General features: G+C 41.8%; 16 protein-coding genes. 6 read left to right on the top strand and 10 right to left on the bottom strand.

The genetic code is table 11. The features are described from left to right. Positions 1-56: 56 nt before the first annotated feature. From DXB58_RS08175 to DXB58_RS08160, 4 genes are all read right to left on the bottom strand, one after another. On the bottom strand, positions 57-869 hold the full coding sequence (locus DXB58_RS08175; protein WP_122136494.1) for a Cof-type HAD-IIB family hydrolase: 813 nt from the start codon (positions 867-869) through the stop codon (positions 57-59). A 162-nt stretch (positions 870-1,031) separates the two neighbouring features. Continuing rightward, positions 1,032-3,035, bottom strand: coding sequence for a PL29 family lyase N-terminal domain-containing protein (locus tag DXB58_RS08170; protein WP_122136493.1), 2,004 nt, complete (start codon positions 3,033-3,035; stop codon positions 1,032-1,034). A 21-nt stretch (positions 3,036-3,056) separates the two neighbouring features. Further along, positions 3,057-5,645 carry a DUF4955 domain-containing protein gene (locus tag DXB58_RS08165; protein WP_122136492.1) on the bottom strand — a complete coding sequence of 863 codons (2,589 nt, stop codon included), beginning with the start codon at positions 5,643-5,645 and terminating at the stop codon, positions 3,057-3,059. Positions 5,646-5,790: 145 nt separating this feature from the next. Further along, positions 5,791-8,631 (bottom strand): DEAD/DEAH box helicase, encoded by a 2,841-nt coding sequence (locus tag DXB58_RS08160; protein ID WP_122136491.1) that lies wholly within the window; start codon positions 8,629-8,631, stop codon positions 5,791-5,793. A gap of 53 nt (positions 8,632-8,684) precedes the next feature. On the opposite strand from DXB58_RS08160, the gene mnmA reads away from it, so the two are divergent. Continuing rightward, a complete protein-coding gene (gene mnmA, locus DXB58_RS08155; protein WP_122136490.1) occupies positions 8,685-9,842 on the top strand; it encodes a tRNA 2-thiouridine(34) synthase MnmA in 1,158 nt (385 codons plus the stop codon). 239 nt (positions 9,843-10,081) lie between these two features. Here the strand turns inward: mnmA and DXB58_RS08150 are convergent, their stop codons facing one another. Further along, positions 10,082-11,608: a GH3 auxin-responsive promoter family protein gene (locus DXB58_RS08150; RefSeq protein ID WP_122136489.1), complete on the bottom strand. Its 1,527-nt coding sequence runs from the start codon at positions 11,606-11,608 to the stop codon at positions 10,082-10,084. Between the two features lie 137 nt (positions 11,609-11,745). On the opposite strand from DXB58_RS08150, the gene DXB58_RS08145 reads away from it, so the two are divergent. Then, a complete protein-coding gene (locus tag DXB58_RS08145; RefSeq protein ID WP_008998185.1) occupies positions 11,746-12,756 on the top strand; it encodes an ATP-dependent 6-phosphofructokinase in 1,011 nt (336 codons plus the stop codon). Here DXB58_RS08145 and rnc read toward each other — a convergent pair. From rnc to DXB58_RS08130, 3 genes are read right to left on the bottom strand one after another with little or no spacing between them, the layout of a single operon-like run. Next, positions 12,698-13,762, bottom strand: coding sequence for a ribonuclease III (gene rnc / locus DXB58_RS08140; RefSeq protein ID WP_074559324.1), 1,065 nt, complete (start codon positions 13,760-13,762; stop codon positions 12,698-12,700). The genes DXB58_RS08145 and rnc overlap by 59 nt on opposite strands. Beyond that, on the bottom strand, positions 13,728-14,990 hold the full coding sequence (gene fabF, locus DXB58_RS08135) for a beta-ketoacyl-ACP synthase II (protein ID WP_074559323.1): 1,263 nt from the start codon (positions 14,988-14,990) through the stop codon (positions 13,728-13,730). The genes rnc and fabF overlap by 35 nt, the downstream gene beginning before the upstream one ends. A gap of 15 nt (positions 14,991-15,005) precedes the next feature. Continuing rightward, positions 15,006-15,242 (bottom strand): acyl carrier protein, encoded by a 237-nt coding sequence (locus DXB58_RS08130; RefSeq protein ID WP_002558672.1) that lies wholly within the window; start codon positions 15,240-15,242, stop codon positions 15,006-15,008. A gap of 98 nt (positions 15,243-15,340) precedes the next feature. Between DXB58_RS08130 and purN the strand changes: the two genes are divergently transcribed. After that, complete coding sequence (gene purN, locus DXB58_RS08125; RefSeq protein WP_074559321.1) at positions 15,341-15,967, top strand: phosphoribosylglycinamide formyltransferase; 627 nt, start codon at positions 15,341-15,343, stop codon at positions 15,965-15,967. A gap of 74 nt (positions 15,968-16,041) precedes the next feature. On the opposite strand, the gene pdxB is transcribed toward purN, so the two are convergent. After that, positions 16,042-17,082 carry a 4-phosphoerythronate dehydrogenase PdxB gene (gene pdxB, locus DXB58_RS08120; RefSeq protein WP_122136536.1) on the bottom strand — a complete coding sequence of 347 codons (1,041 nt, stop codon included), beginning with the start codon at positions 17,080-17,082 and terminating at the stop codon, positions 16,042-16,044. Between the two features lie 117 nt (positions 17,083-17,199). Here pdxB and DXB58_RS08115 point away from each other — a divergent pair, with 117 nt between their 5' ends. Genes DXB58_RS08115 through DXB58_RS08105 form a run of 3 tightly spaced genes read left to right on the top strand, consistent with a single transcriptional unit; the run spans position 17,200 to position 19,974 of the window. Continuing rightward, positions 17,200-17,805: a DUF4254 domain-containing protein gene (locus DXB58_RS08115; protein ID WP_004324325.1), complete on the top strand. Its 606-nt coding sequence runs from the start codon at positions 17,200-17,202 to the stop codon at positions 17,803-17,805. A 3-nt stretch (positions 17,806-17,808) separates the two neighbouring features. After that, positions 17,809-18,840 carry a glycosyltransferase family 9 protein gene (locus DXB58_RS08110; RefSeq protein WP_008998180.1) on the top strand — a complete coding sequence of 344 codons (1,032 nt, stop codon included), beginning with the start codon at positions 17,809-17,811 and terminating at the stop codon, positions 18,838-18,840. Positions 18,841-18,897: 57 nt separating this feature from the next. Further along, positions 18,898-19,974, top strand: coding sequence for a glycosyltransferase family 1 protein (locus DXB58_RS08105; RefSeq protein WP_074559320.1), 1,077 nt, complete (start codon positions 18,898-18,900; stop codon positions 19,972-19,974). On the opposite strand, the gene DXB58_RS08100 is transcribed toward DXB58_RS08105, so the two are convergent. Next, positions 19,957-21,015 (bottom strand): glycosyltransferase family 9 protein, encoded by a 1,059-nt coding sequence (locus DXB58_RS08100; RefSeq protein WP_122136488.1) that lies wholly within the window; start codon positions 21,013-21,015, stop codon positions 19,957-19,959. The two genes, DXB58_RS08105 and DXB58_RS08100, sit on opposite strands and share 18 nt — an antisense overlap. Positions 21,016-21,140 lie beyond the last annotated feature (125 nt).

Raw genomic sequence — 21,140 nt, 5'->3', positions numbered from 1 at the left:
CCAAAGGTTTCTCACCGAGAAACTAAAACTCTGCCGGCATGTCAGTAGATGTTTGGCTATTGTTGATTGCAAAACTTATTGATTGCTTCTGCTACACCATCCTCTTCGTTATTCAGGGTGATGTAATCTGCTGCTTTCTTTACAGGTTCTTGAGCATTTCCCATGGCAATCCCCAGTCCTGCAAACTTAATCATGGATAGGTCATTATAGCCATCACCTATGGCTATAACTTCTTCACGTGCTACTCCTATTTCTTTTAACAGGACGGCCAAAGAAAGGGCCTTGTCGATACCTTGCGGGACTAATTCGAGAAAATAGGGTTCTGAACGGAAAACATTAATGCGACCTTGCAGCCGGAGACAAAGTTCGGCTTCAAGTGGAATCAGTTTATCGGAATCTCCTACGATGAGGCATTTGGCTACGGGAAGTGTGATGTCTGTCAGGAAGTCATTTGTCTCCCGAACTGCCATTTTATTGAGAAAGGCCTCTTTTAATACGTATGGATCTTGAGAGTTTTCGGTTATTATCTCTGCTCCGTCATAGGTTAATATACTTAGTTGATGGGTACGGGCACATTCGTAAAGCACCGGAACAACTTCATTAGGCAACACATTCTCATATACCATCTCCTGTGTTTCCCAATTAATGATTTCTCCTCCGTTATAGGACAGGATGAATCCACCGAATTCATTCATACGTAACTCATTAGCTAATGGCACAATACCATAAGTAGGTCGCCCGGAAGCTAATACCAGTCGTATTCCTTGCTCTTGCATACGTATCAGAATTTCCCTGTTGCGGGGAGTGATTTCCTTTTTAGAGTTGGTGAGTGTGCCGTCAAGATCGAGCACGATAAGTTTGTATTTCATGTAGGGTTGTTTTGGATGCAAAGATAAATTAAAAAAGTTTTTCTGCAAGGTAGTGGGTGAAAAGATGTGGTTTTAGCTGAAATTGCACTGTGAAAGTGCAATATACAAAAAAGGATACCTGTAGGGCATCCTTTTTTGTATTGAGAAACGTGAGTTTATAGTTTATTGGTTAATAGTAGACCCGAATCCTGTATATGCATTGTCTGGTATAAAGATGCCTTTATCCAAATCCATTGAAGTGAACGGACTATTTGTCAGGCGAAGTAATTGTTCTTCGATTGGGTTGGTAGGCTTAACTGTTGCGCCAAAACTATTCCATTTATTTGTTTCGGTAAGTCCATATGCTATATTATCTTTCACATCGAATTCTGGAGTACTTTCTTTTTTATAAATACCACACATTGTAGCGTCACTACTCATATTGGGATCTGCATAGAAAATATTTTTCGAAATCGTAATTTTTTTAGTATCATAAAATTTTAGATGATAGTTCTTTCCTACATAGTTTACAATGGTATTATTACAGAAAGATACCTCTATTTGTTGCTGATCGGGACTTTGTACAGTATTGTTATTCCATGAAAGAATCTGTCCAATAACAGATGTTTTATTGTATACAATGTTATTTTCAAAAGTAAACATTTGCATTGCATCTAAGTGTGTTGTATTGTAAATATTGAATATTAGAACACCATCTGCTGTAGTATTTAATTGGAAACGTGAATTCTTTGCATAAATATTCTTGATTGTATAAGCTGCTACATTGTTATAATAAAAGTTCTTTTGAATATTAGTTATTTCACAGTCTTCGAGTACAAAGTCTTCAAAATCTGCAGTAGCATCTGCATTACAGAACATATACTTATTATTACCTCCACTAGCATCTATTTTAGTTAGGTCTAATTGTATATTTTTGAATATCAATTTACCAGATTTGAGTTTCCACAAAAGCTCTGGTTTTAGTATAGGTTTACTGTCGCTATATCTTCCGATTATAACAACTGTTCCTGTGATTTCAGCAATGGATGGTGTGTTAAAATCATAAACTCCTTTTTCCAAGAAAATAACAGTTTGTTCTGTCTTTTGATGGATTAAGTTTCTGATATTAGAAGCACTCTCATCAGAGCCATCTAATAATATAGCTTCATTTGCTCCTTTTGTTATAGAAACATTTCCAATAGTAATATTCCCATTTGTATTATACTCTGTGTAAAAGTCTTTGGATTGTGGGGTATCTACAACTTTAACTTGAATCTTTGCAATCATAGCATACTTTCCACTTGTTGCCAATACCGCAATATCAGTACTGTTATCAGCTGTTGCACGAGTCATCATCTTTGCGCTTGATGCAGGGGCAGTAACAACCAATACATTTTCTTTTCCAGCTTCCTTAGAGAATTTAGCACTCCATCCTTCGGGAGCAGTAATCATTGTGTTTTCTACTCCTCTCACGGTCATGGTAAACTCTTTCACTTCACCTGCCGAAAACTCCTGTACTTGTTTTAAATCTTCGGCTGCAAAACTACATTCGAAATCACGAACGATAGGGATACGTATGGTTGGAGCATCCTCACCTGCAAGTACTAAGACCAGTTCGTTGTTTTCTACTGTTACACTCTTGAAGTTTTTGTCTTCTGTTGGAGCAGAACCGTCACCGGTTGCACTGACTTTGTCATTAGTTCCTTCTTTGTATATATAACTATAATTCTTTCCTCCGTCATAGCTAACCTGCCAGTAACCTTCACTATCTACATTGAATGTAGGAGTCTTGCCACTCTCTCCATTAGCTTTCACAGGTTGTCCGTTTACAGTCAGACGTTCCGGAGTTTCATTTTTGTTATAAAGAACAGTCCAGTAGCCTTCTGAATCGATACCGATAATAGGACATAACAGGTTATTATCGTTTTTCATATATAGATTTACTGTCTTTCCATTGCTCAAAGTGAGTGTGTAAGAATCAGACTTTTCCTCTATATTAGTAATAAATGTTCCTTCATTATAAAGTTCGCGAAGAGCTTCAGTATTACTATTTATATCACGTACTTGTGTTTCGAGTGCGGTAACGCGCTTTTTCAGTGCGTCTACATCATCTTCCAAATCGTCAATGTTGGTACATGCTACCAGGCATACAGCCAATAACATGAACATACTCCATACTTTTTTCATGATTATATTGTTTTAAAGTTATTATTTTAAAGAGGATAGCCAGGAGGGAACATATCCCAAACGTTTACGTAATTGAGCCTCATAGAGTGAATATGGTTCCACAGCAGTTCCGTTGCTTTCGAGTCGCTTCATTTGAGTATCATCAAAATCTAAAGGACTTCCATGGAAACCGACAATGATAGGAGGCATAAATTTCCACCAAAAGCCGTTACCATCCCACCAGGTAAATTTACCTCCTGTATCGATGTCCTGGTCTGTTTGTGCATTTGTTGCGTAGAAATTCCATATTGTCAGATTCTCCATATGATTAGGCATTTGGGCAGAGTCTCCTCCTTGTCTCCAATGCATGAAACCACCGGAACAGCAGTCGATTAGTGTTGCACGTGGCTGTGTGGCATGTGATTCAAAGCAAGAATCATCTCCCCATCTAACATTCCATATTACAGCACCCATACTTTGCTTTGAAACACCGCAAGCGTGATATTGTCCAACGTTCGTTTTATATTCCATCAATGTGCTTTCACCTTCTCCTTTTCTAAGTGTGTAGCCATTGCTGTTTTCAGTTACTTTTCCAATAAAGATACGGGAAGAAGCCTGTGAACGGATAGAGGCGTGTCCACGATTACCGCCAATAGTGATGTCATAAGCAGAACAGTTGGCAGAACTTGTGATTGACATGGCTTCACTAACACTCTCAAAATTAACCCGGCGCATCCACGAATTGGTTAGACGCACAAAATCGATGAGTTTAAAACCACCATCGTCAATGTCAGAGCCGTGATGAATGAACTTCTCTTTGGCATGTCCTTTGAATGTAAGATCTTCTACACCAACATTGGCATAGTTTGCAAACTTGTGTACTTTCCATCCCCAGTCTTTATTGATGGCATGCATGATAGGCTCTTTGAGGATAACATTGTTACCGTTGATTTTCTCAATCTGATGATATTCGTATATCTGAATCCCTTTTGTCTTGATATTGGGAGTACCGCCTTGCTGTATCTTAATATCTTCCCATTTGTGTGGATATAATTCGGAGTTAATTACATTGTCATCCGTATTTTCCAATACAAGGCATATCCAACTTCCTCCGCTTACTCCTGTTAAACTAGCCGTTATGGTTTTGCTGCCTATCGGAGCATCTTCGGTGATGGTACCGACAGGATCTCCCAATCCTGTATTGTGTTTGAACTCCATCATGACGGGAGCATTCCACATCTCTTCGGTTGGTTTGGGAGAATTATTGGCAGCGGTCATTTCGAGTGTCGTTTTATTTTTTCCGGCTCCTTTTAAAACAATATCACTCATCGATATACGAATCCTACGATCTTTAGAATACTCATCTTGCAGGATATAGTTTCCTTCGGGAAAGTAGATAATAGCTTTAGCATTTTCTTTGATATATCGGTCGGTCATATTGTTGTCTTCTTGCTTTGTTTGACTCGCTATTTCTTCCAAGACCTTCATGAAAGCTGCTCTGTCAGATTTGCCATCGTTGGGGATAGCTCCATATTTGGGATCTGTAACATCGTATACTTTATATCCTTGCGCTGTTAGCGTTTCTATTTCGGGAGGAGCCATTTCTCCATACTTATATCCGGCGTATGAAAAGTCTAATAACACATTCTGTTGGTCAGCGTTAACAAACTGCTGCCAGGCTTCTGCTCCGGCTTCGCTGGAAAGTTGTTTAACTTCAATAGATACAATACGGATATAATTCTTTGATGAAGTCAGTACAATTTTAATAGTTTCTTCCACATCCTTTGTCGCAGTTGCTTGTGGTGTGATAGTTAACAAGTTCTCGGACAAAAGAACATTCCATCCTTTAGGAGCTTGTACTACGGCTTGCTGTACGTCATTCTGTTCTACTTTATATTCCTTATGATTCTCATTGGGGGCGAAAACCTGCACAGCTTGTTCGCTGTCGGCATCATTGAGACCATAAATTATCAGTCCAAAGGTGTCATCTACCGGAAAGGTATATGTTTTTCCTCCATCGGATAATGTGAATGAGAAAGTGTGGTTTGCTTCATTATATTCTACCTTACTGAATATACTGGTTCCTCCCTGACTTCCACCTTCGGCCTTAGTTCCTAAGCTTGTATACGTTTGTCCATTATCGTAGCTCACTTGCCAATATCCACTGGAGGATACGCTGATTAATGGAGTTGCCACCACATTGCCTTCTTCATCACGGGGCCATGCTGATACTTTCTCTCCATCGGCTCCTGGCAGATATTTGAAATCGGTATCACTACTTGTTTTATATATCCAGTAGCCTTCTTCATCTACGGAAAATTCTGGGACAGACGCCTGTACCGCTTCACTTTCCATGACTTTAATGCTTGTTCCGTCACTAAGTTCCAGCAAATATCCCAGACCATCTTTAGTCGGAGTAATTCCGATAATGACTTTGTTTTTTTGCATAAGGGCTTGCAGACTGGCAAATGAAGTATTCAGTCCTTCCGTTGCTTTTTCCAAAGCAGCGACACGATCTTTCAGAGAATTGATGTCTGCTTCCAGGTCATCTGTTTTCTGGCACGATTGCATGATTGCCAACATGCTGCAAATACCAAATAGTAATAGGTAGGTAATGCTCCTGTTTTTCATACGTTTATTATTTCGGGTTATTTATAATTTTCACAATGGCAAAGATAACCGGATAAAATAAGAGTATATGGATAAAAAAATTCAGGAATACGATGAAATAATACATTTTACACGCCTCTGTGATAGATTGCGACTTTATGTATTATTAGAGCAGGTCTACCCATTGCTCGTTGCTTAACATTGGTAATGGCTCACTATCGGCAACAAATGTTTCTGCCAGTTTCCGTTTCTCATCTTGTAGGTGAAGAATCTTTTCTTCGATACTGTTTTGGGTAATGAAGCGGTAAGCAATCACTTGCTTGTCCTGTCCGATACGATGGGCGCGGGCGATTGCTTGCGATTCGGCGGCGGGATTCCACCAGGGATCTATGATAAATACATAGTCGGCTTGAGTCAGATTAAGTCCCACGCCTCCTGCTTTTAGTGAAATCAGGAATGCCTGGACGTCTTTTTGATCGGTGAAATGGGCGATTTCGGAAGGACGGTTGTTGGTCGATCCTGTTAATAAGGCATATTTCCAGCCCCGTTCGTGGAAAGCTTCAGCGAGCACCTCCAGATGTCTGACGAATGAGGAGAAAATTAAAACTTTGTGGCCTTCGCTCTGTAGCGTATCGAATGTTTCGATTATCTGTGCCGTTTTTCCGGATGTTCCGGTATAGTCGGGAAGGATAAGTTGCGGGTGGCAAGATAGTTGTCGTAAACGTAAGATGCCATTTAATACACTAAACGAATGAAGCCTGTCGGTACTTTGAGGATGCTGAAGAAGGATGTTACGCAGGCTGTTTTTCTCCTGTTCGTAACAAGTATTCTGTTCTTCAGTCATGTCGCAGTAGATGGTCTCTTCGGTAAGTGCCGGAAGTTCCGGAGCTACCTCTTTCTTACTTCTACGGAGGATAAATGGGGCTGTCAGTTGTTGCAATAATACTTTTGCGCGGGCATTCCCCTGACGAATCGGCATTATAAACTGCTTTTGGAAAGCACTTTCCGTACCCAGTAAGTCTGGTTGTATAAAGTGAAATTGAGCCCACAGGTCCTTTAATGAGTTTTCGATGGGAGTACCTGTAAGCACAAGTCGGTGTTTACTTTGTAGTCGAATGGCTGACCGGAAGGTGAGCGATTCACTATTTTTGATATTCTGGCTTTCATCGAGCACGATGTATTCGAAACGGTATGAGCAGAGTATATCAATGTTATTCCTCATCATGCCATACGTCGTAAAGATCAAGTGAAAATGACCGAAGAATTTTTCCGGTTGTTCCTTGTCTATGGCCACGGTGTTGTTGTATTCCGCCATCGAGAGTGCTGTAAAGCGTTTGGCTTCCCGTCGCCAGTTATGAAGTAGCGATGTGGGGACAACGATCAGGGTAGCCGGTTGCCTGGGGGTAGATGGCTTATATATATACTGTAATAGGGTAAGAGTTTGAAGTGTCTTTCCAAGTCCCATGTCATCTGCCAGGCATCCGCCAAATCCTTGTTTATGCAAATGTACCATCCATGAGAATCCTTTCTGCTGATAGGGACGTAACGTTGCTTTGAGGTTTTTGGGTACGGCAACATTTTGTATCTGTTGCTTCACCGGAAATTTCTTTAATTCCTCTTCACCTAAGGCGGTCTGTGCAGCGCCCACAAATGTATGTTTCAAGCGGATTCCTTTTTCCGTTTGAATTCCCATCTCTAGTAAATTGGCATATTTGCTGAACCATTCCTCTGGCAGGAGAATCATGCGGCCATCAGGTAACAGATACTCTCTCTTTTCCTCCAGGATGTGTTTGCGGAAACGTGAAAAAGGAATACGCAGATTACCGATAACAACGGTGATGTGTAATTCAAACCAGTCGACCTCATCATCGCAACTTTGCTCGATGCGTATCTCGTCCAGGCAATAAGGTGTGTTTCCCATATTGCTGGTGAGGTGGAAGGACTGCTGCAACATCTCCCGATGACTGTTGATCCATTCGCCAATCGTTTTCTCCGGAGCTTCAGGGGATAGGCTGAAATGTGTATCATTGAGTTGTTGCAGGCCTGCATCCGTTAAGAGCTGAACGGCTTGTTCTTCAGCAGTGATGTTCCGGCGAAAAAAGAAGATTCCACCGGATGTTTTCCGATAAACGATTTTCTTCATTTCAAGGGCACTATCCGGTGTAAATGTCTGATCTCCATAACGGAAACCAAGCTGCAATGCTTGTCCGTTGTACGTGCTGTCTTCGAATGAGAGAATTGCTTCACAGGGGCATTTCTCTTCCGTCATATTCAAACCGTGAGTCTCGATTTCATGATAACGAGCAATCGGGATAACAATGTTATCTATGTATTTTTCAATTTGGGAAGCGTCTACGCTGATCGATCTTTTTTTTGTAAAAGGTAAGATGCGTGCGCTTTCAATGTGCGGAAAGAAGTATAGTTCCATTCCCAATAATAGCGTGGCTGGTGCGGAAGTCAGTACAACCACAGGTTTCAACTCGCTCAAAGAGAATGGCTGTCCTTCATAATAGCACTGCAATTGATAACGGAACGTTTTATTGTCAACATGAAACGTTACGAGAATTTCTACATTATGCGAATTTATGTGATAGGCATGATGGGCGTATAGTATTTTACTGCCGGCTTGTTTCTGATAAAAAGGCAGTCCATTGTCGCGTATCAGTGCCAGCATCTCCAACAGCTTCTTTTCGATAGACGGACGGATATCATTTTTAATTCGTTCCGGATCTTCGGATAACTTATGTAGAAAACGTGATACTGTTTTTTCGCGGGAGTAAACGCTCATAAGATGCTTCTCTGTATAATAAGAGGCGATATGAATAGCCTGTCTTTCTGCCTCACTCATCTTGCTCATAGCTTCGGGAGAGGCGTGAAATGCTTGTTCTACTAATTGCAAGGTACCATCGTCCAGCCTTTCCGCAATATAGGGAATCAGCAATATGCCGAGTATCGGATGTTCTGTGAAAACGATTATGACTTGTCCGTTAGTTGGTCTCTCTTTCATTCTCTTTTAGGCTTTAACAGACAAAGATACGGGAAAATACTTAATTTTGCAGCATGATGGAGGAAAACAAACGAGTATTGCTTGGAATGAGCGGCGGTACAGACAGTTCTGTTGCTGCTATGCGATTGCTGGAAGCCGGTTATGAAGTAATCGGAGTAACCTTTCGTTTTTATGAATTGAATGGCTCGACAGAGTATCTGGAAGATGCCCGTAATCTGGCAGAACGTTTAGGAATACGGCATATAACATACGATGCCCGTGAAATATTCAATAAGCAGATTATTGACTATTTTGTGCAGGAGTATCTGGCAGGACGGACTCCGGTCCCTTGTACATTGTGTAATAATTACCTGAAATGGCCTCTGCTTGCTAAAATTGCCGATGAAATGGGTGTTTTCTATATCGCTACCGGACACTATGCACAGAATATACAACTAAATAACACCTTTTATATAACATACGCTGCCGACTCGGATAAGGATCAAACCTTCTTTCTATGGGGATTGAAACAAGATATTCTTTGCAGGATGCTGTTGCCGATGGGGGATATTACGAAAGTGGAAGCCCGTGCCTGGGCTGCGGAACATGGGTTCCGGAAGGTGGCAACTAAAAAGGACAGTATAGGCGTTTGTTTTTGCCCAATGGACTATCGGACTTTTCTGAGAAACTGGTTGGCTCAAAATAGTGCGGCATTGGCAGGGGAAGAGCAGATGATGGAGGAGGATCAAGCATTGGTTGAAGATTGTCAGAGATTGACTGGAAGCAATCAGGTAGGACTCAATAAAGTGAAACGGGGAAGATTTGTCGATGAAAAGGGAGATTTTATTGCCTGGCATGAGGGCTATCCTTTTTATACCATTGGACAGAGACGTGGCTTAGGCATTCATTTGAACCGTCCCGTATTTGTGAAAGAGATTAATCCTGAAAAGAACGAAGTAGTATTAGCTTCTCTTTCTGCTCTGGAGAAAACAGAAATGTGGTTGAAAGACTGGAATCTTGTCAATCAGGAGCGTACTTTAGGGCATTCTGACATCATTGTGAAAATACGGTATCGCAAACAGGAAAACCATGCTACGATTACCATTACACCGGATCATCTACTACATGTGCAACTTCATGAGCCTTTAACCGCCATTGCTCCGGGACAAGCTGCCGCATTCTATAAAGATGGTTTATTATTGGGAGGAGGGATAATAATCAACGCCCGGTAATCTTTATATAGGAAAGATGAACGCTCTGACGAGAGTGTGTCAAAACAAAATTTAGCTTGCTAGCCGACATAACTAAGGCATGGATTATGCGAATTACATGGATAAGGTTTATTCTCTTTCCGTGTTTATCCGTGTAATCCGTGCCTGGAAGAAATTGGAGAGGTGCTTCGAAACGCTCTCCTTGTACAAGCAATCTCTGTAATAAGGATAACTTGTGTCGGTTATGTCTTGGTTTTTGGTTATTCTTCCGAAGGAATACTGTCATTCAGCGCTAACATTGTTTCTATATATTCGCGCGTATTACTTAATCTGGGGACTTTGTGTTGTCCTCCCAGCTTTCCTTTCTGTGCCAGCCAATCATGGAATAATCCCTCACGGGCAACGATCACTTCCAATGGTTGCAAAGCTATGTCTTTCCATCGTTTCGCCTCATAATCGGAGTTAACTTCCTTCAGTGTGGCATCAAGTATCGCTGCAAATTTTTCTACTGAATCCGGCATCTTAGCGAACTCTATTAACCACTGGTGCCGGCATTTGGCATTCTCATCCATAAACACAGGTGCCGCGGTGTATTCACTAACTTGTGCTCCGGTTTCGGCACAAGCCTTTGCCAATCCTTTTTCAGCGTTATCGACAATCAGTTCTTCGCCAAATGCGTTGATGAAATGCTTTGTTCTTCCTGTGATGACAAACTTATAGGGATTCTTGCTGGTAAACTTCACTGTATCCCCAATCATGTATCTCCATAAGCCGCAAGAAGTAGAAATAACCATTGCATAGTTCTTGTTGAGCTCGACTTCTTCAAGGCAATAAGCTCGTGGACTCTCTTTTCCTACTTCCTCCAGCGGAACAAATTCGTAGAAGATTCCGTAGTCGATCATTAATAACATGGCAGGATCAGAGAGGTCGTTTTGAGTTCCAAAATATCCTTCCGAAGCATTATAAGTCTCTACATAATGCATCTTCGGTGTTTGAATCACCTGCTTGTATTGCTCACGATAAGGAGTGAAAGCCACTCCACCGTGGAAGAAAACTTCCAGGTTGGGCCATACTTCTTCCAAAGCCTGTTTTCCTGTCTTTTCAAGAACACGTTTGATAAGTACCAGCATCCACGACGGTACGCCGGACAAGCTTGTCACATTTACCGGAATAGTGCTGTTGGCGATTGCTTCTATTTTGGTCTCCCATTCGCTCATCAATGCAATTTTCTTGCTAGGTACACGAATGAAATTGATAAGCGGATTCACATTCTGAATCAGAATAGCGGATAAATCTCCTACTAAACTATGGTTGGAGTTGAGGTTCGGACTATGGCTACCCCCGAGAATCAGTCCCTTGCCGGAGAAAAAATGGCTATCCGGATTGATGCGGAAATAAAGAGCTGCCGCATCTTTTCCTCCTCTGTAATGAATGTCTTCCAGTGCCTCTTTGCTGACGGGAAGGAATTTACTTTTATCATTAGTCGTTCCGGAGGATTTTGCAAACCAGCGTATCTCCGATGGCCAAAGCAGATTCTGTTCTCCGGCACGCAAACGTTCTACATAAGGTTTAATTTCTTCGTATGTTTGAATAGGAACGCGTTTTCGGAAATCTTCATAGTTACGGATAGAGGAGTAATCGTACTTTTTCCCCCATTCAGTCTGAGCGGCCTGGTGTATTAAGCGACTTAACACACGATGCTGTATCTCACTAGCCTGACTAGCATATAGGTCTATCTGTTTTAAACGGGAATCGAAAGTCTTACTAATAATTTTTGTAATATTCATTTCTGCTTTAACATAATAATGTTTAGTCGTGCAAAAGTAACTTATTTATCTTTTTTTTCTATCTTTACGACGGAAATAATCGTTAAAAATTGACGACTTTCATTGAATACCCGAGTTTTAGACTAAAAAATGCGACAATGAGAATTGGAATCTTAACATCCGGCGGGGACTGTCCCGGTATCAATGCCACCATTCGTGGCGTGTGCAAAACTGCCATCAATTATTATGGGATGGAAGTGATAGGCATTCACAGCGGTTTTCAGGGCTTGCTGACCAAAGATGTCGAATCTATTACAGACAAGTCGCTTTCCGGGCTACTGAATTTGGGCGGAACGATGTTAGGGACCTCTCGCGAGAAGCCTTTCAAAAAAGGAGGCGTTGTCTCGGATGTTGACAAACCGTCTTTAATTCTTCAGAATATCCATGAAATAGGATTGGATTGTGTCGTTTGTATCGGTGGAAATGGAACGCAGAAAACTGCAGCCAAGTTTGCTGCAATGGGAGTTAACATCGTATCTGTTCCTAAAACCATTGATAATGATATTTGGGGCACGGACATCTCTTTTGGTTTCGACTCGGCGGTAAGTATTGCTACCGATGCCATTGACCGTCTACATTCCACCGCAAGCTCTCATAAAAGGGTGATGGTAATTGAAGTGATGGGGCATAAAGCCGGTTGGATTGCTTTGTATTCCGGTATGGCAGGAGGAGGGGATGTGATTCTCGTTCCTGAAATCGCTTATAACATTAAGAATATCGGCAATACGATTCTGGAAAGACTAAAGAAAGGCAAACCTTATTCTATTGTAGTGGTAGCGGAAGGTATTCAGACTGACGGGCGTAAACGTGCTGCTGAATATATCGCGCAGGAAATTGAATATGAAACCGGTATAGAAACCCGTGAAACAGTTTTGGGGTATATCCAGCGTGGTGGTTCGCCTACTCCTTTCGATCGCAATCTTTCTACCCGCATGGGCGGGCATGCAACAGAATTGATAGCCAATGGCCAATTCGGGCGTATGGTGACTTTACAAGGAGACGATATAGCATCTATTCCTCTTGAAGAAGTTGCAGGAAAACTGAAATTGGTTACTGAAGATCACGATTTGGTGATTCAGGGTCGTCGCATGGGGATTTGCTTTGGCTAGTTGCCGGAGCTTCTGTGTCCTGCACTGTGGAAATCTCATCGACGAGGATGTTTTCTTCTGAAACATTCTCTGGTTTTATCTCGGAATTTGCATTCAGTTCGGTTTCGAGTTCATTCTCAAGCCCGGTTGCCAATTCAGTATCAGAACCTGTTGCAAGTTCAACTTCCATTTCTATTTCCGTTTCAGTAGCAGTTGCAGAATGTTGTGTTTTAATCTCCTCGATGGTTGACATAAATGTCGGTTCCTTTACTTTCTTTATAGCCATCTGGGCGGCATTCTGTTGAGATTCCTTCTTGGAATACCCCGTACCTGTTCCTGCCGGAAGTCCTTCAATACGTACTTCAGTTTGGAATACAGGGTTACTGTCATGATCGAGAAACTGCTCGATTAATTCAAAGGAAACCTCCATTTTGTTCTTTTGGCTCCACTCGATAAGCTTGGATTTGAAGTTAACCTCTTTTCGGGATATTTTATCCAGATCGATATAACGGTTAATGATCCGTTGTTCCATAAACTGTTTGCAACGTTCATATCCCTGATCCAGATAAATAGCTCCGATGAACGCCTCAAAAGCATTTCCGTACATGTAGCTGTTGTGAGAAGAGGAGCGGGTAGAATACTTGATGAGCTTATCCAGGCCGATTTCAACGGCCAACTTGTTCAACGTCTCTCGTTGTACGATCTTGGAACGTGTATTGGTCAGGAAACCTTCCCGTTTCCCTTCGAAACGTTTGTAGACAATATCTCCCACGATGGCGTCAAGGATGGCGTCACCTAAAAACTCCAGCCGTTCATTGTTGAGGGGACGTCCCTTGTCGGAGCGGACAGAAGTCGATTTGTGCAGGAGAGCCTGCTCATAAAGCTGGATATTGCGCGGGTAGAACCCGAGTATCCGGTAAAAACAAAGATAAGACTCTCTATCCTTGCGGAACAAGAGCCTTATCTTATCTATTTCGTTACGTAACACGATATTACTCTGCGTATTTCTTGAAGATAACGCACGCATTGTGACCGCCAAATCCGAATGTATTGGACAAGGCAACATTAACTTCGCGTTTCTGTGCTTTGTTGAACGTGAAATTAAGGTTATAGTCGATGTTCTCGTCGTCGTCACCTTCTTCGTGGTTGATAGTCGGAGGAACAATGCCGTTCTTAATGGCAAGGATGCTTGCAATAGATTCTACCGCACCGGCAGCTCCCAACAAGTGACCTGTCATTGATTTGGTTGAACTGATGTTCAACTCGAACGCATGATTACCGAATACCTCCTTGATTGCTTTTGCTTCTGAAATATCACCAACCGGAGTAGATGTACCGTGTACATTGATATAATCTACTTCTTTCGGATCCATTTCCGCATCTTCCAGTGCATTCATCATCACCAGTTTCGCTCCCAGACCTTCCGGATGAGAAGCAGTCAAGTGATGTGCATCTGCAGACATACCTACACCGGCAACTTCTGCATAGATTTTTGCACCACGAGCTTTAGCGTGTTCCAGTTCTTCCAGGATCAAGCAACCGCCACCTTCGCCCATAACGAAACCATCGCGGCTTGCGCTAAACGGACGTGAAGCTTTAGAAGCTTCGTCGTTGCGTGTTGACAAGGCGTGCATAGCGTTGAAACCGCCTACACCTGCCGGGAAGATCGCTGCTTCCGAACCACCGGATACAATCACATTTGCTTTACCCAAACGAATCAGGTTGAAGGCATCTGCAATAGCGTTGGTTGAAGTAGCACATGCTGAACAAGTCGCGTAGTTAGGACCATGGAAACCATACATGATAGAAATCTGTCCGGCTGCAATATCCGAAATCATCTTTGGAATGAAGAACGGATTAAACTTCGGACCCATTTCCTGACGAGTGTAGTAGTTGCCTACCTCTTCTTCAAATGTATGTATACCACCAATACCGGCGCCGAAAATAACACCGATTTTGTTCAAGTCTTCTTTCTCGACGTCAAGACCGGAATCATCTACCGCTTCTTTAGCAACAGCGATGGCATATTGAGTATACAAGTCCATCTTTCTCGCTTCTTTGCGGTCTATGTATTTCGTTGCATCGAAGTCTTTCACTTCGCATGCGAATTGGGTCTTGAATAACGACGCATCAAAATGAGTAATAGGCCCTGCTCCACTAACCCCGTTCACAATGTTTTCCCAAAATTCGGGAACGCTATTGCCAACGGGAGTAATGGCGCCAAGGCCTGTTACTACCACTCTTTTTAATTCCATATTGATGAAATCGAATTACTTAGCGTGTTCTTCGATATAAGATACAGCATCACCTACAGTACCAATCTTTTCTGCTTGGTCATCAGGAATAGAGATACCGAATTCTTTTTCGAATTCCATGATAAGTTCTACAGTGTCAAGAGAATCTGCTCCCAGGTCGTTAGTGAAGCTTGCTTCGGTTGTAACTTCTGATTCTTCTACGCCTAATTTATCAACGATAATCGCTTTTACTCTTGATGCAATTTCAGACATAACTTTAAGTTTTTAATTAATAATTAGTTTTATTTCTTTAAATTTGCGGTGCAAAGGAATGAATATTTATCGTTTTGCGCAAATATTTGACTAAATAAATGCAATGTTTTGCACATTTTTCACTGTTTTGTGCATCGAATTTGAGAGTTATGAAGAAAAACATCGCAATTTTCGCTTCCGGTTCCGGCTCTAATGCTGAGAATATTATCCGGTATTTCCAAAAAAACGATTCCGTTCAGGTTTCGTTGGTGCTTTCTAATAAGAGTGATGCCTATGTTTTGGAACGTGCGCATCGCTTGGGAGTGCCTTCTAACGTGTTTCCAAAGGAGGATTGGATAGCCGGAGATGAAATTTTGGCTATTTTGCAGGAGTACCGCATTGATTTTGTTGTGTTGGCCGGCTTCTTAGTTCGCGTGCCGGATTTGCTTTTGCATGCTTATCCCGATAAAATTATAAATATACATCCTGCTCTTCTGCCGAAGTACGGAGGCAAAGGAATGTATGGTGACCGGGTACATGAAGCAGTGGTTGCTGCTGGTGAAAAAGAAAGCGGCATCACTATACATTATATAAATGAGCATTACGATGAAGGGAATACGATTTTTCAAGCTACTTGCCCTGTTCTCCCGACCGATTCTCCGGACGATGTAGCCAAGAAAGTACATGCTTTGGAATATGAACACTTCCCGAAAATCATAAATCAAGTATTAAGTAATAAGTATTAAATATTACGTCGTGTGAATAATCGTTTGACGGAACTTTATTGACGTTTTCGGCCACTATGGTTATTACCTGATACTTAATACTTAATAATGTATGCTTTCTCTTCCCGCCGTAAAGGATAATCTCCGCGTAGGGTTTCGAATAGCTCCGGTTGATTTTTTAGCCGGTTGCTGTCTTCGGTTGGATTATACATTTGGAGGACTGCTTCTTCGTGGTTTTTTGCATGAATAATGGGGGAGACAGGTGCGGGTGCGTTAATTTCATAATCCCCTTTTATTTGGAAGAACTTGCAGATGGCATCCAATGACATACGTGTGGCGTTTGCTTTTCCATCTGCAGAGTAGCCTGCAATATGAGGAGTTCCGATAAATGCCTTTTCCAGTAGATCACGGTTGATTTCCGGTTCATGCTCCCATACGTCGATGATGGCATCCGAAATCATCCGGTTGCTCAAGGCTTTTAAAAGAGCATCAGTCTGGATGACTTCTCCTCGTGAGGTATTGATGATAACAGGCTTCCGTTTGAGTGACTGAAAGAAAACGTCATCCGCCAAGTGGAACGTTTTATACTTTCCTTCCTTATATAAAGGCACGTGAAAAGTGATGATGTCACACTCTTCCGCTATTTTCTCCAGTGAAGAGAACTGTTTTGCACCTTCTTTTTCTTCCCGTGGCAAATCATTCAATAAAATACGCATGCCAAAATCCTGGGCAACTTTAGCTACCTTACTCCCGACATTCCCTACTCCTATAATTCCAATTGTCAGTTCATTCAGTCTTTTATTCCTGACGGACTTCCATACAAGAAGCGATGATTGTATATATTGGGCGACAGAAGCGGAGTTACATCCCGGTGCATTCGTCCATTCGATGCCGGCCTGTTTGCAATACTCCGTATCAATATGATCGAAGCCTATGGTTGCGGTCGCTATGAATCTCACTCGACTACCTTCCAATAAATCCCGGTTGCAATGTGTGCGGGTACGGACAATAAGAGCGTCCGCATCTCGTACGAGTTCCGGGGTGAAATCCTTTCCCGGTGCATAAATCACCTCATCGGCTATTCTCTGAACCGCCTCTTTTATATAAGGTATTTTATTGTCGATAATAATTTTCATATACAATTCATCTTTTGTACCCACAAAGGTAACAAATAAAAAAGTAAGAAACGGTTGCTTGTCTGAAAAATATTACATAGATTTGCCCTATTATATATCTATTAGCTAGTTAAGATTATGACATTTAGTAACCTTTGCAACGAGATTTTCTGGAAATCGACAACCGATTACCATGTGACGGATAGTGTGGATGCTCCGATGAACAATCCTTACGAGTTGAAAACTATTGAGTATTATTTATATCTAAAGAACTGGATTGATGCCGTGCAATGGCATTTTGAGGATATTATCCGTGACCCGCAGATTGATCCGGTAGAAGCATTGGCCTTGAAAAGAAGAATTGATAAATCAAATCAGGACCGTACGGATCTGGTGGAATTAATTGATAGCTACTTTTTAGACAAATACAAAGAGGTAAAACCTCTCTCTGACGCAACGATCAATACGGAAAGCCCTGCATGGGCAATTGACCGCTTGTCAATTCTTGCATTGAAAATTTACCACATGCAGCAGGAGGTGGAACGTACGGACACTACTGAGGAACACCGTGCTCAATGCCAGACTAAGTTGAATATCCTGCTGGAACAACGCAAAGACCTTTCTACGGCTATTGAACAGCTGTTGGCTGATATCGAAGCCGGAAGAAAATATATGAAAGTATATAAACAGATGAAGATGTATAATGACCCGGCATTAAATCCGGTGCTTTATGCGAAAAAATAACGAATGGCGCGTATTCTCATTATTCGTTTTTCAGCTCTTGGCGATGTAGCCATGACAATCCCGGTAATACATTCGCTGGCTGTGCAATACCCGCAGCACGAAATAACAGTGTTAAGTCGTGCTGTATGGCAGCCGCTCTTTCAGGGGTTGCCTGCTAATGTGGGTTTTGTCGGAGCTGATTTAACAGGCAAACACAAGGGGCTTTGGGGCTTGAATAGCCTTTATTCGGAATTGAAAGCGATGCATTTTGATTACATTGCTGATTTTCATCATGTACTTCGTTCTAAGTATTTATGTTTGCGATTTCGTCTTGCCAATAAACCGGTAGCTTCCATTTGTAAAGGAAGGGCAGGCAAAAAGAAGCTGGTTCGCCGTCATGATAAGGTGATGGAGAATCAGAAGAGTTCTTTTCGTCGTTATGCCGATGTACTTGAGAAGCTAGGTTTACCGGTACTATTAAATTTCTCTTCTATTTATGGCGAAGGAAAAGGAAACTTTGCGGAAATAGAACCAGTCACAGGACCTAAAGAAGATCAAAAGTGGATTGGTATAGCTCCTTTTGCCAAACATGCAGGTAAGATTTATCCGTTAGAACTGCAGGAACAAGTGATAGCACATTTTGCTGCCAATCCCAAAGTAAAGGTTTTCCTCTTTGGAGGCGGTAAAAGCGAGCAGGACGTATTTGATGCATGGATTGCTAAATATCCTTCTGTTGTTTCAATGATTGGTAAACTGAATATGCGTACCGAACTGAATCTGATGAGCCATCTGGACGTGATGCTTTCAATGGACTCTGCCAATATGCATTTGGCATCTTTGGTCAATATTCCGGTTGTCTCTATTTGGGGAGCAACCCATCCCTACGCTGGTTTTATGGGCTGGAGACAATTGCCGGTCAATACCGTGCAACTCGATTTGTCATGCCGTCCCTGTTCTGTATATGGACAGAAGCCTTGCTGGCGAGGTGATTATGCCTGTTTGAGGGACATAAAGCCGGAGCAGGTCATTGCGAAAATAGAAGGGATTGTAGATTAATCCTTGTTGAAGTTCAAATTAGCAGTTTATTGAACCGAAAGAGCGTAGAATCAAATAATAATGAAAGAGATACAACGAAAGAAAAAGGTACTGATAGATCTTACGAATTATGGTAGTCTCACAGCCGGTTTCGGGCAGATTGCGGCCAACTATGCAACTGCCTTTTCGTCTATGCCGGTAGATGATCTTCATTTTGTATATTTATTGCGGCAGAAATATATGCAGGAATTTGGCCCGAATGTGACCTCTGTTCCGGTACGTCGTATCAATAAGTTTCTTCCTTTTACCCTTCCCAAAGTAGACGTATGGCATGCAGTGAATCAACAGCGCAAGTTGTTGCGTATTGCCGGTGGTACAAAGTTTATCTTTACTATACACGACTTTAATTTCTTAACAGAGAAAAAGCCCTGGAAGGCGAAAATGTATCTTCGCCGGATGCAGAATAAGGTCAATAAGGCGGCAGTCGTGACTACGATCTCTCATTATGTGGCAGATGTCATTCGGCAGCATGTAGATTTGAAAGGGAAGGAGATCCGGGTTATCTATAATGGAGTGGAGAGAATCGACACATTAGAAGGAACAAAGCCGTCGTTTGCTACAGGGCGTCCTTTCTTTTTTACAATTGGACAAATCCGTAGAAAAAAGAACTTCCATCTCTTGGTTGACGTAATGCGTCATTTCCCGGAATATGATCTATATATTTGTGGAGATGCTCATTTTGCTTATGCTGAAGAAGTGCGTAATCTGATTCGTGAGAATCAGCTCACTAATGTCTTTTTGACGGATGTTATCTCTCAAAGCGAGAAGATCTGGTTATATCGGAACTGTGAGGCATTCCTGTTTCCTAGTGAGGGAGAAGGCTTTGGATTGCCGGTGGTGGAAGCTATGCAATTTGGGAAGGCTGTATTTGCCGCTAATCGCACTAGTTTACCGGAAGTTTGTAATGGACACGCTATCATGTGGGAGCATTTGGATACAGAATCTATGGTGCAAAGTATCCGGGAGCATCTACCTGATTTTTATAAAGACAAGGAGCGCTTGGAAAAAATCAAGGAACATGCCGCTTCATTCAGTTACGAGAAGCATATACAAGCCTACCTTGATTTGTATCGGGAGTTAGCTCAATTGCCTTAGTATTGAAGTCAATTGTCCGTATACCTTTTCGGGAGTAATTAATGCAAAACGCTCTTCATAGGTTAATGTCGCTTGTTGTTCCGGCGAAAGAATGTCGTCAGGACTGATTCCTTCGGCAAGTACGGAATTGGCGGGTAACCACATTGATTTTGATGCACTTGGTGAATAAATGGCAAATGAAGGAACTCCAAGAGCCTGGGCGATGTGTCTGGCTCCTCCTTCGTTCCCGAAGTAAAATGAACAGTTGGCGCAAAGTGCTGCCAGCTGTCGCAATGAAGAAGCTTGTATATCGATTTTGATACGTTCCGGACATCCTAATTCCTTGTAGATATTTCTGGCGTCTTCTTCTTCGTACCCCGGTGCGTAGTTGAAGATCATTTGTATGTCCTTGTGCTCCTCCAAAATTCTTTTCAGTGTGGCTATCATGAACTCCGTATTCCATTTCTTATGGATGAGTTTGGTTGTGACTCCTATTAGTAACACAGGGTGTGCAAAATTAATCCCTTCCTTTTCCATATAATATCGGAAATCTTCTTTTTCCCGGTCAGTCAGATATAACTTGAATTCTTTTGTGTATTGAATAGGTCTGATCTTTTCTAATGGTGCTGCAAGCAACAGGTTACGTTGTACCATATCAGTTGTCAGATTCTTGCTGTAAGTATCTGTTCGGTAGTTCAGTAGAAAACGTGTATATCCTTTGATGCGTCCTATTCGAAAAGGAGTTCTTAATGAAAAAAGAGAGAAAAAAAGAGTCCGGATGGTAGAGCGCATGTCGATGATTATATCGTATTTATTTTGGTGCATTACCTGCCATACTTTTTTTATATATGCAGTGAACGGCTTATTTTCATTCTTGTCAAATGTAATGACTTTGTCTATGTCCGGATGCCCCTCATAGAGTGGAGCAATATTTTTATTAAGCACGAAATGTATCTCTGCGTCGGGAAAACTTTTTTTCAGCGTACTGCACAATGCAACAGCCAGAATTGAGTCCCCTATTTGTCTAAATCGAATAATCAGAATTCTTTTGATTGGTTTCATGCTTAAACTTCTTTATGCTTTTTACCGTGCAAACATAACTAAAAAAAAGCATTTATGTCTAAATATAAATGAAAAGAAAAAAGAAAAAACGATTAAAGTTACCGTGACGGTGCTTATATGTGGAG

Origin of the sequence: Bacteroides sp. OM05-10AA (assembly GCF_003439055.1) — a bacterium.
Lineage (GTDB): Bacteria > Bacteroidota > Bacteroidia > Bacteroidales > Bacteroidaceae > Bacteroides > Bacteroides intestinigallinarum.
This window is presented reverse-complemented; position numbering and strand designations above follow the sequence as displayed.

Excerpts from the sequence above, each read along its gene's own strand:
- purN (WP_074559321.1), top strand. The coding sequence starts at position 15,341 with ATGCAATGTTTTGCACATTTTTCACTGTTTTGTGCATCGAATTTGAGA.
- DXB58_RS08170 (WP_122136493.1), bottom strand. The coding sequence starts at position 3,035 with ATGAAAAAAGTATGGAGTATGTTCATGTTATTGGCTGTATGCCTGGTA.
- DXB58_RS08150 (WP_122136489.1), bottom strand. The coding sequence starts at position 11,608 with ATGAATATTACAAAAATTATTAGTAAGACTTTCGATTCCCGTTTAAAA.
- DXB58_RS08165 (WP_122136492.1), bottom strand. The coding sequence starts at position 5,645 with ATGAAAAACAGGAGCATTACCTACCTATTACTATTTGGTATTTGCAGC.
- DXB58_RS08175 (WP_122136494.1), bottom strand. The coding sequence starts at position 869 with ATGAAATACAAACTTATCGTGCTCGATCTTGACGGCACACTCACCAAC.
- DXB58_RS08145 (WP_008998185.1), top strand. The coding sequence starts at position 11,746 with ATGAGAATTGGAATCTTAACATCCGGCGGGGACTGTCCCGGTATCAAT.
- DXB58_RS08115 (WP_004324325.1), top strand. The coding sequence starts at position 17,200 with ATGACATTTAGTAACCTTTGCAACGAGATTTTCTGGAAATCGACAACC.
- rnc (WP_074559324.1), bottom strand. The coding sequence starts at position 13,762 with ATGCGTGCGTTATCTTCAAGAAATACGCAGAGTAATATCGTGTTACGT.
- DXB58_RS08100 (WP_122136488.1), bottom strand. The coding sequence starts at position 21,015 with ATGAAACCAATCAAAAGAATTCTGATTATTCGATTTAGACAAATAGGG.
- DXB58_RS08160 (WP_122136491.1), bottom strand. The coding sequence starts at position 8,631 with ATGAAAGAGAGACCAACTAACGGACAAGTCATAATCGTTTTCACAGAA.
- fabF (WP_074559323.1), bottom strand. The coding sequence starts at position 14,990 with ATGGAATTAAAAAGAGTGGTAGTAACAGGCCTTGGCGCCATTACTCCC.
- pdxB (WP_122136536.1), bottom strand. The coding sequence starts at position 17,082 with ATGAAAATTATTATCGACAATAAAATACCTTATATAAAAGAGGCGGTT.
- DXB58_RS08130 (WP_002558672.1), bottom strand. The coding sequence starts at position 15,242 with ATGTCTGAAATTGCATCAAGAGTAAAAGCGATTATCGTTGATAAATTA.
- DXB58_RS08110 (WP_008998180.1), top strand. The coding sequence starts at position 17,809 with ATGGCGCGTATTCTCATTATTCGTTTTTCAGCTCTTGGCGATGTAGCC.
- mnmA (WP_122136490.1), top strand. The coding sequence starts at position 8,685 with ATGATGGAGGAAAACAAACGAGTATTGCTTGGAATGAGCGGCGGTACA.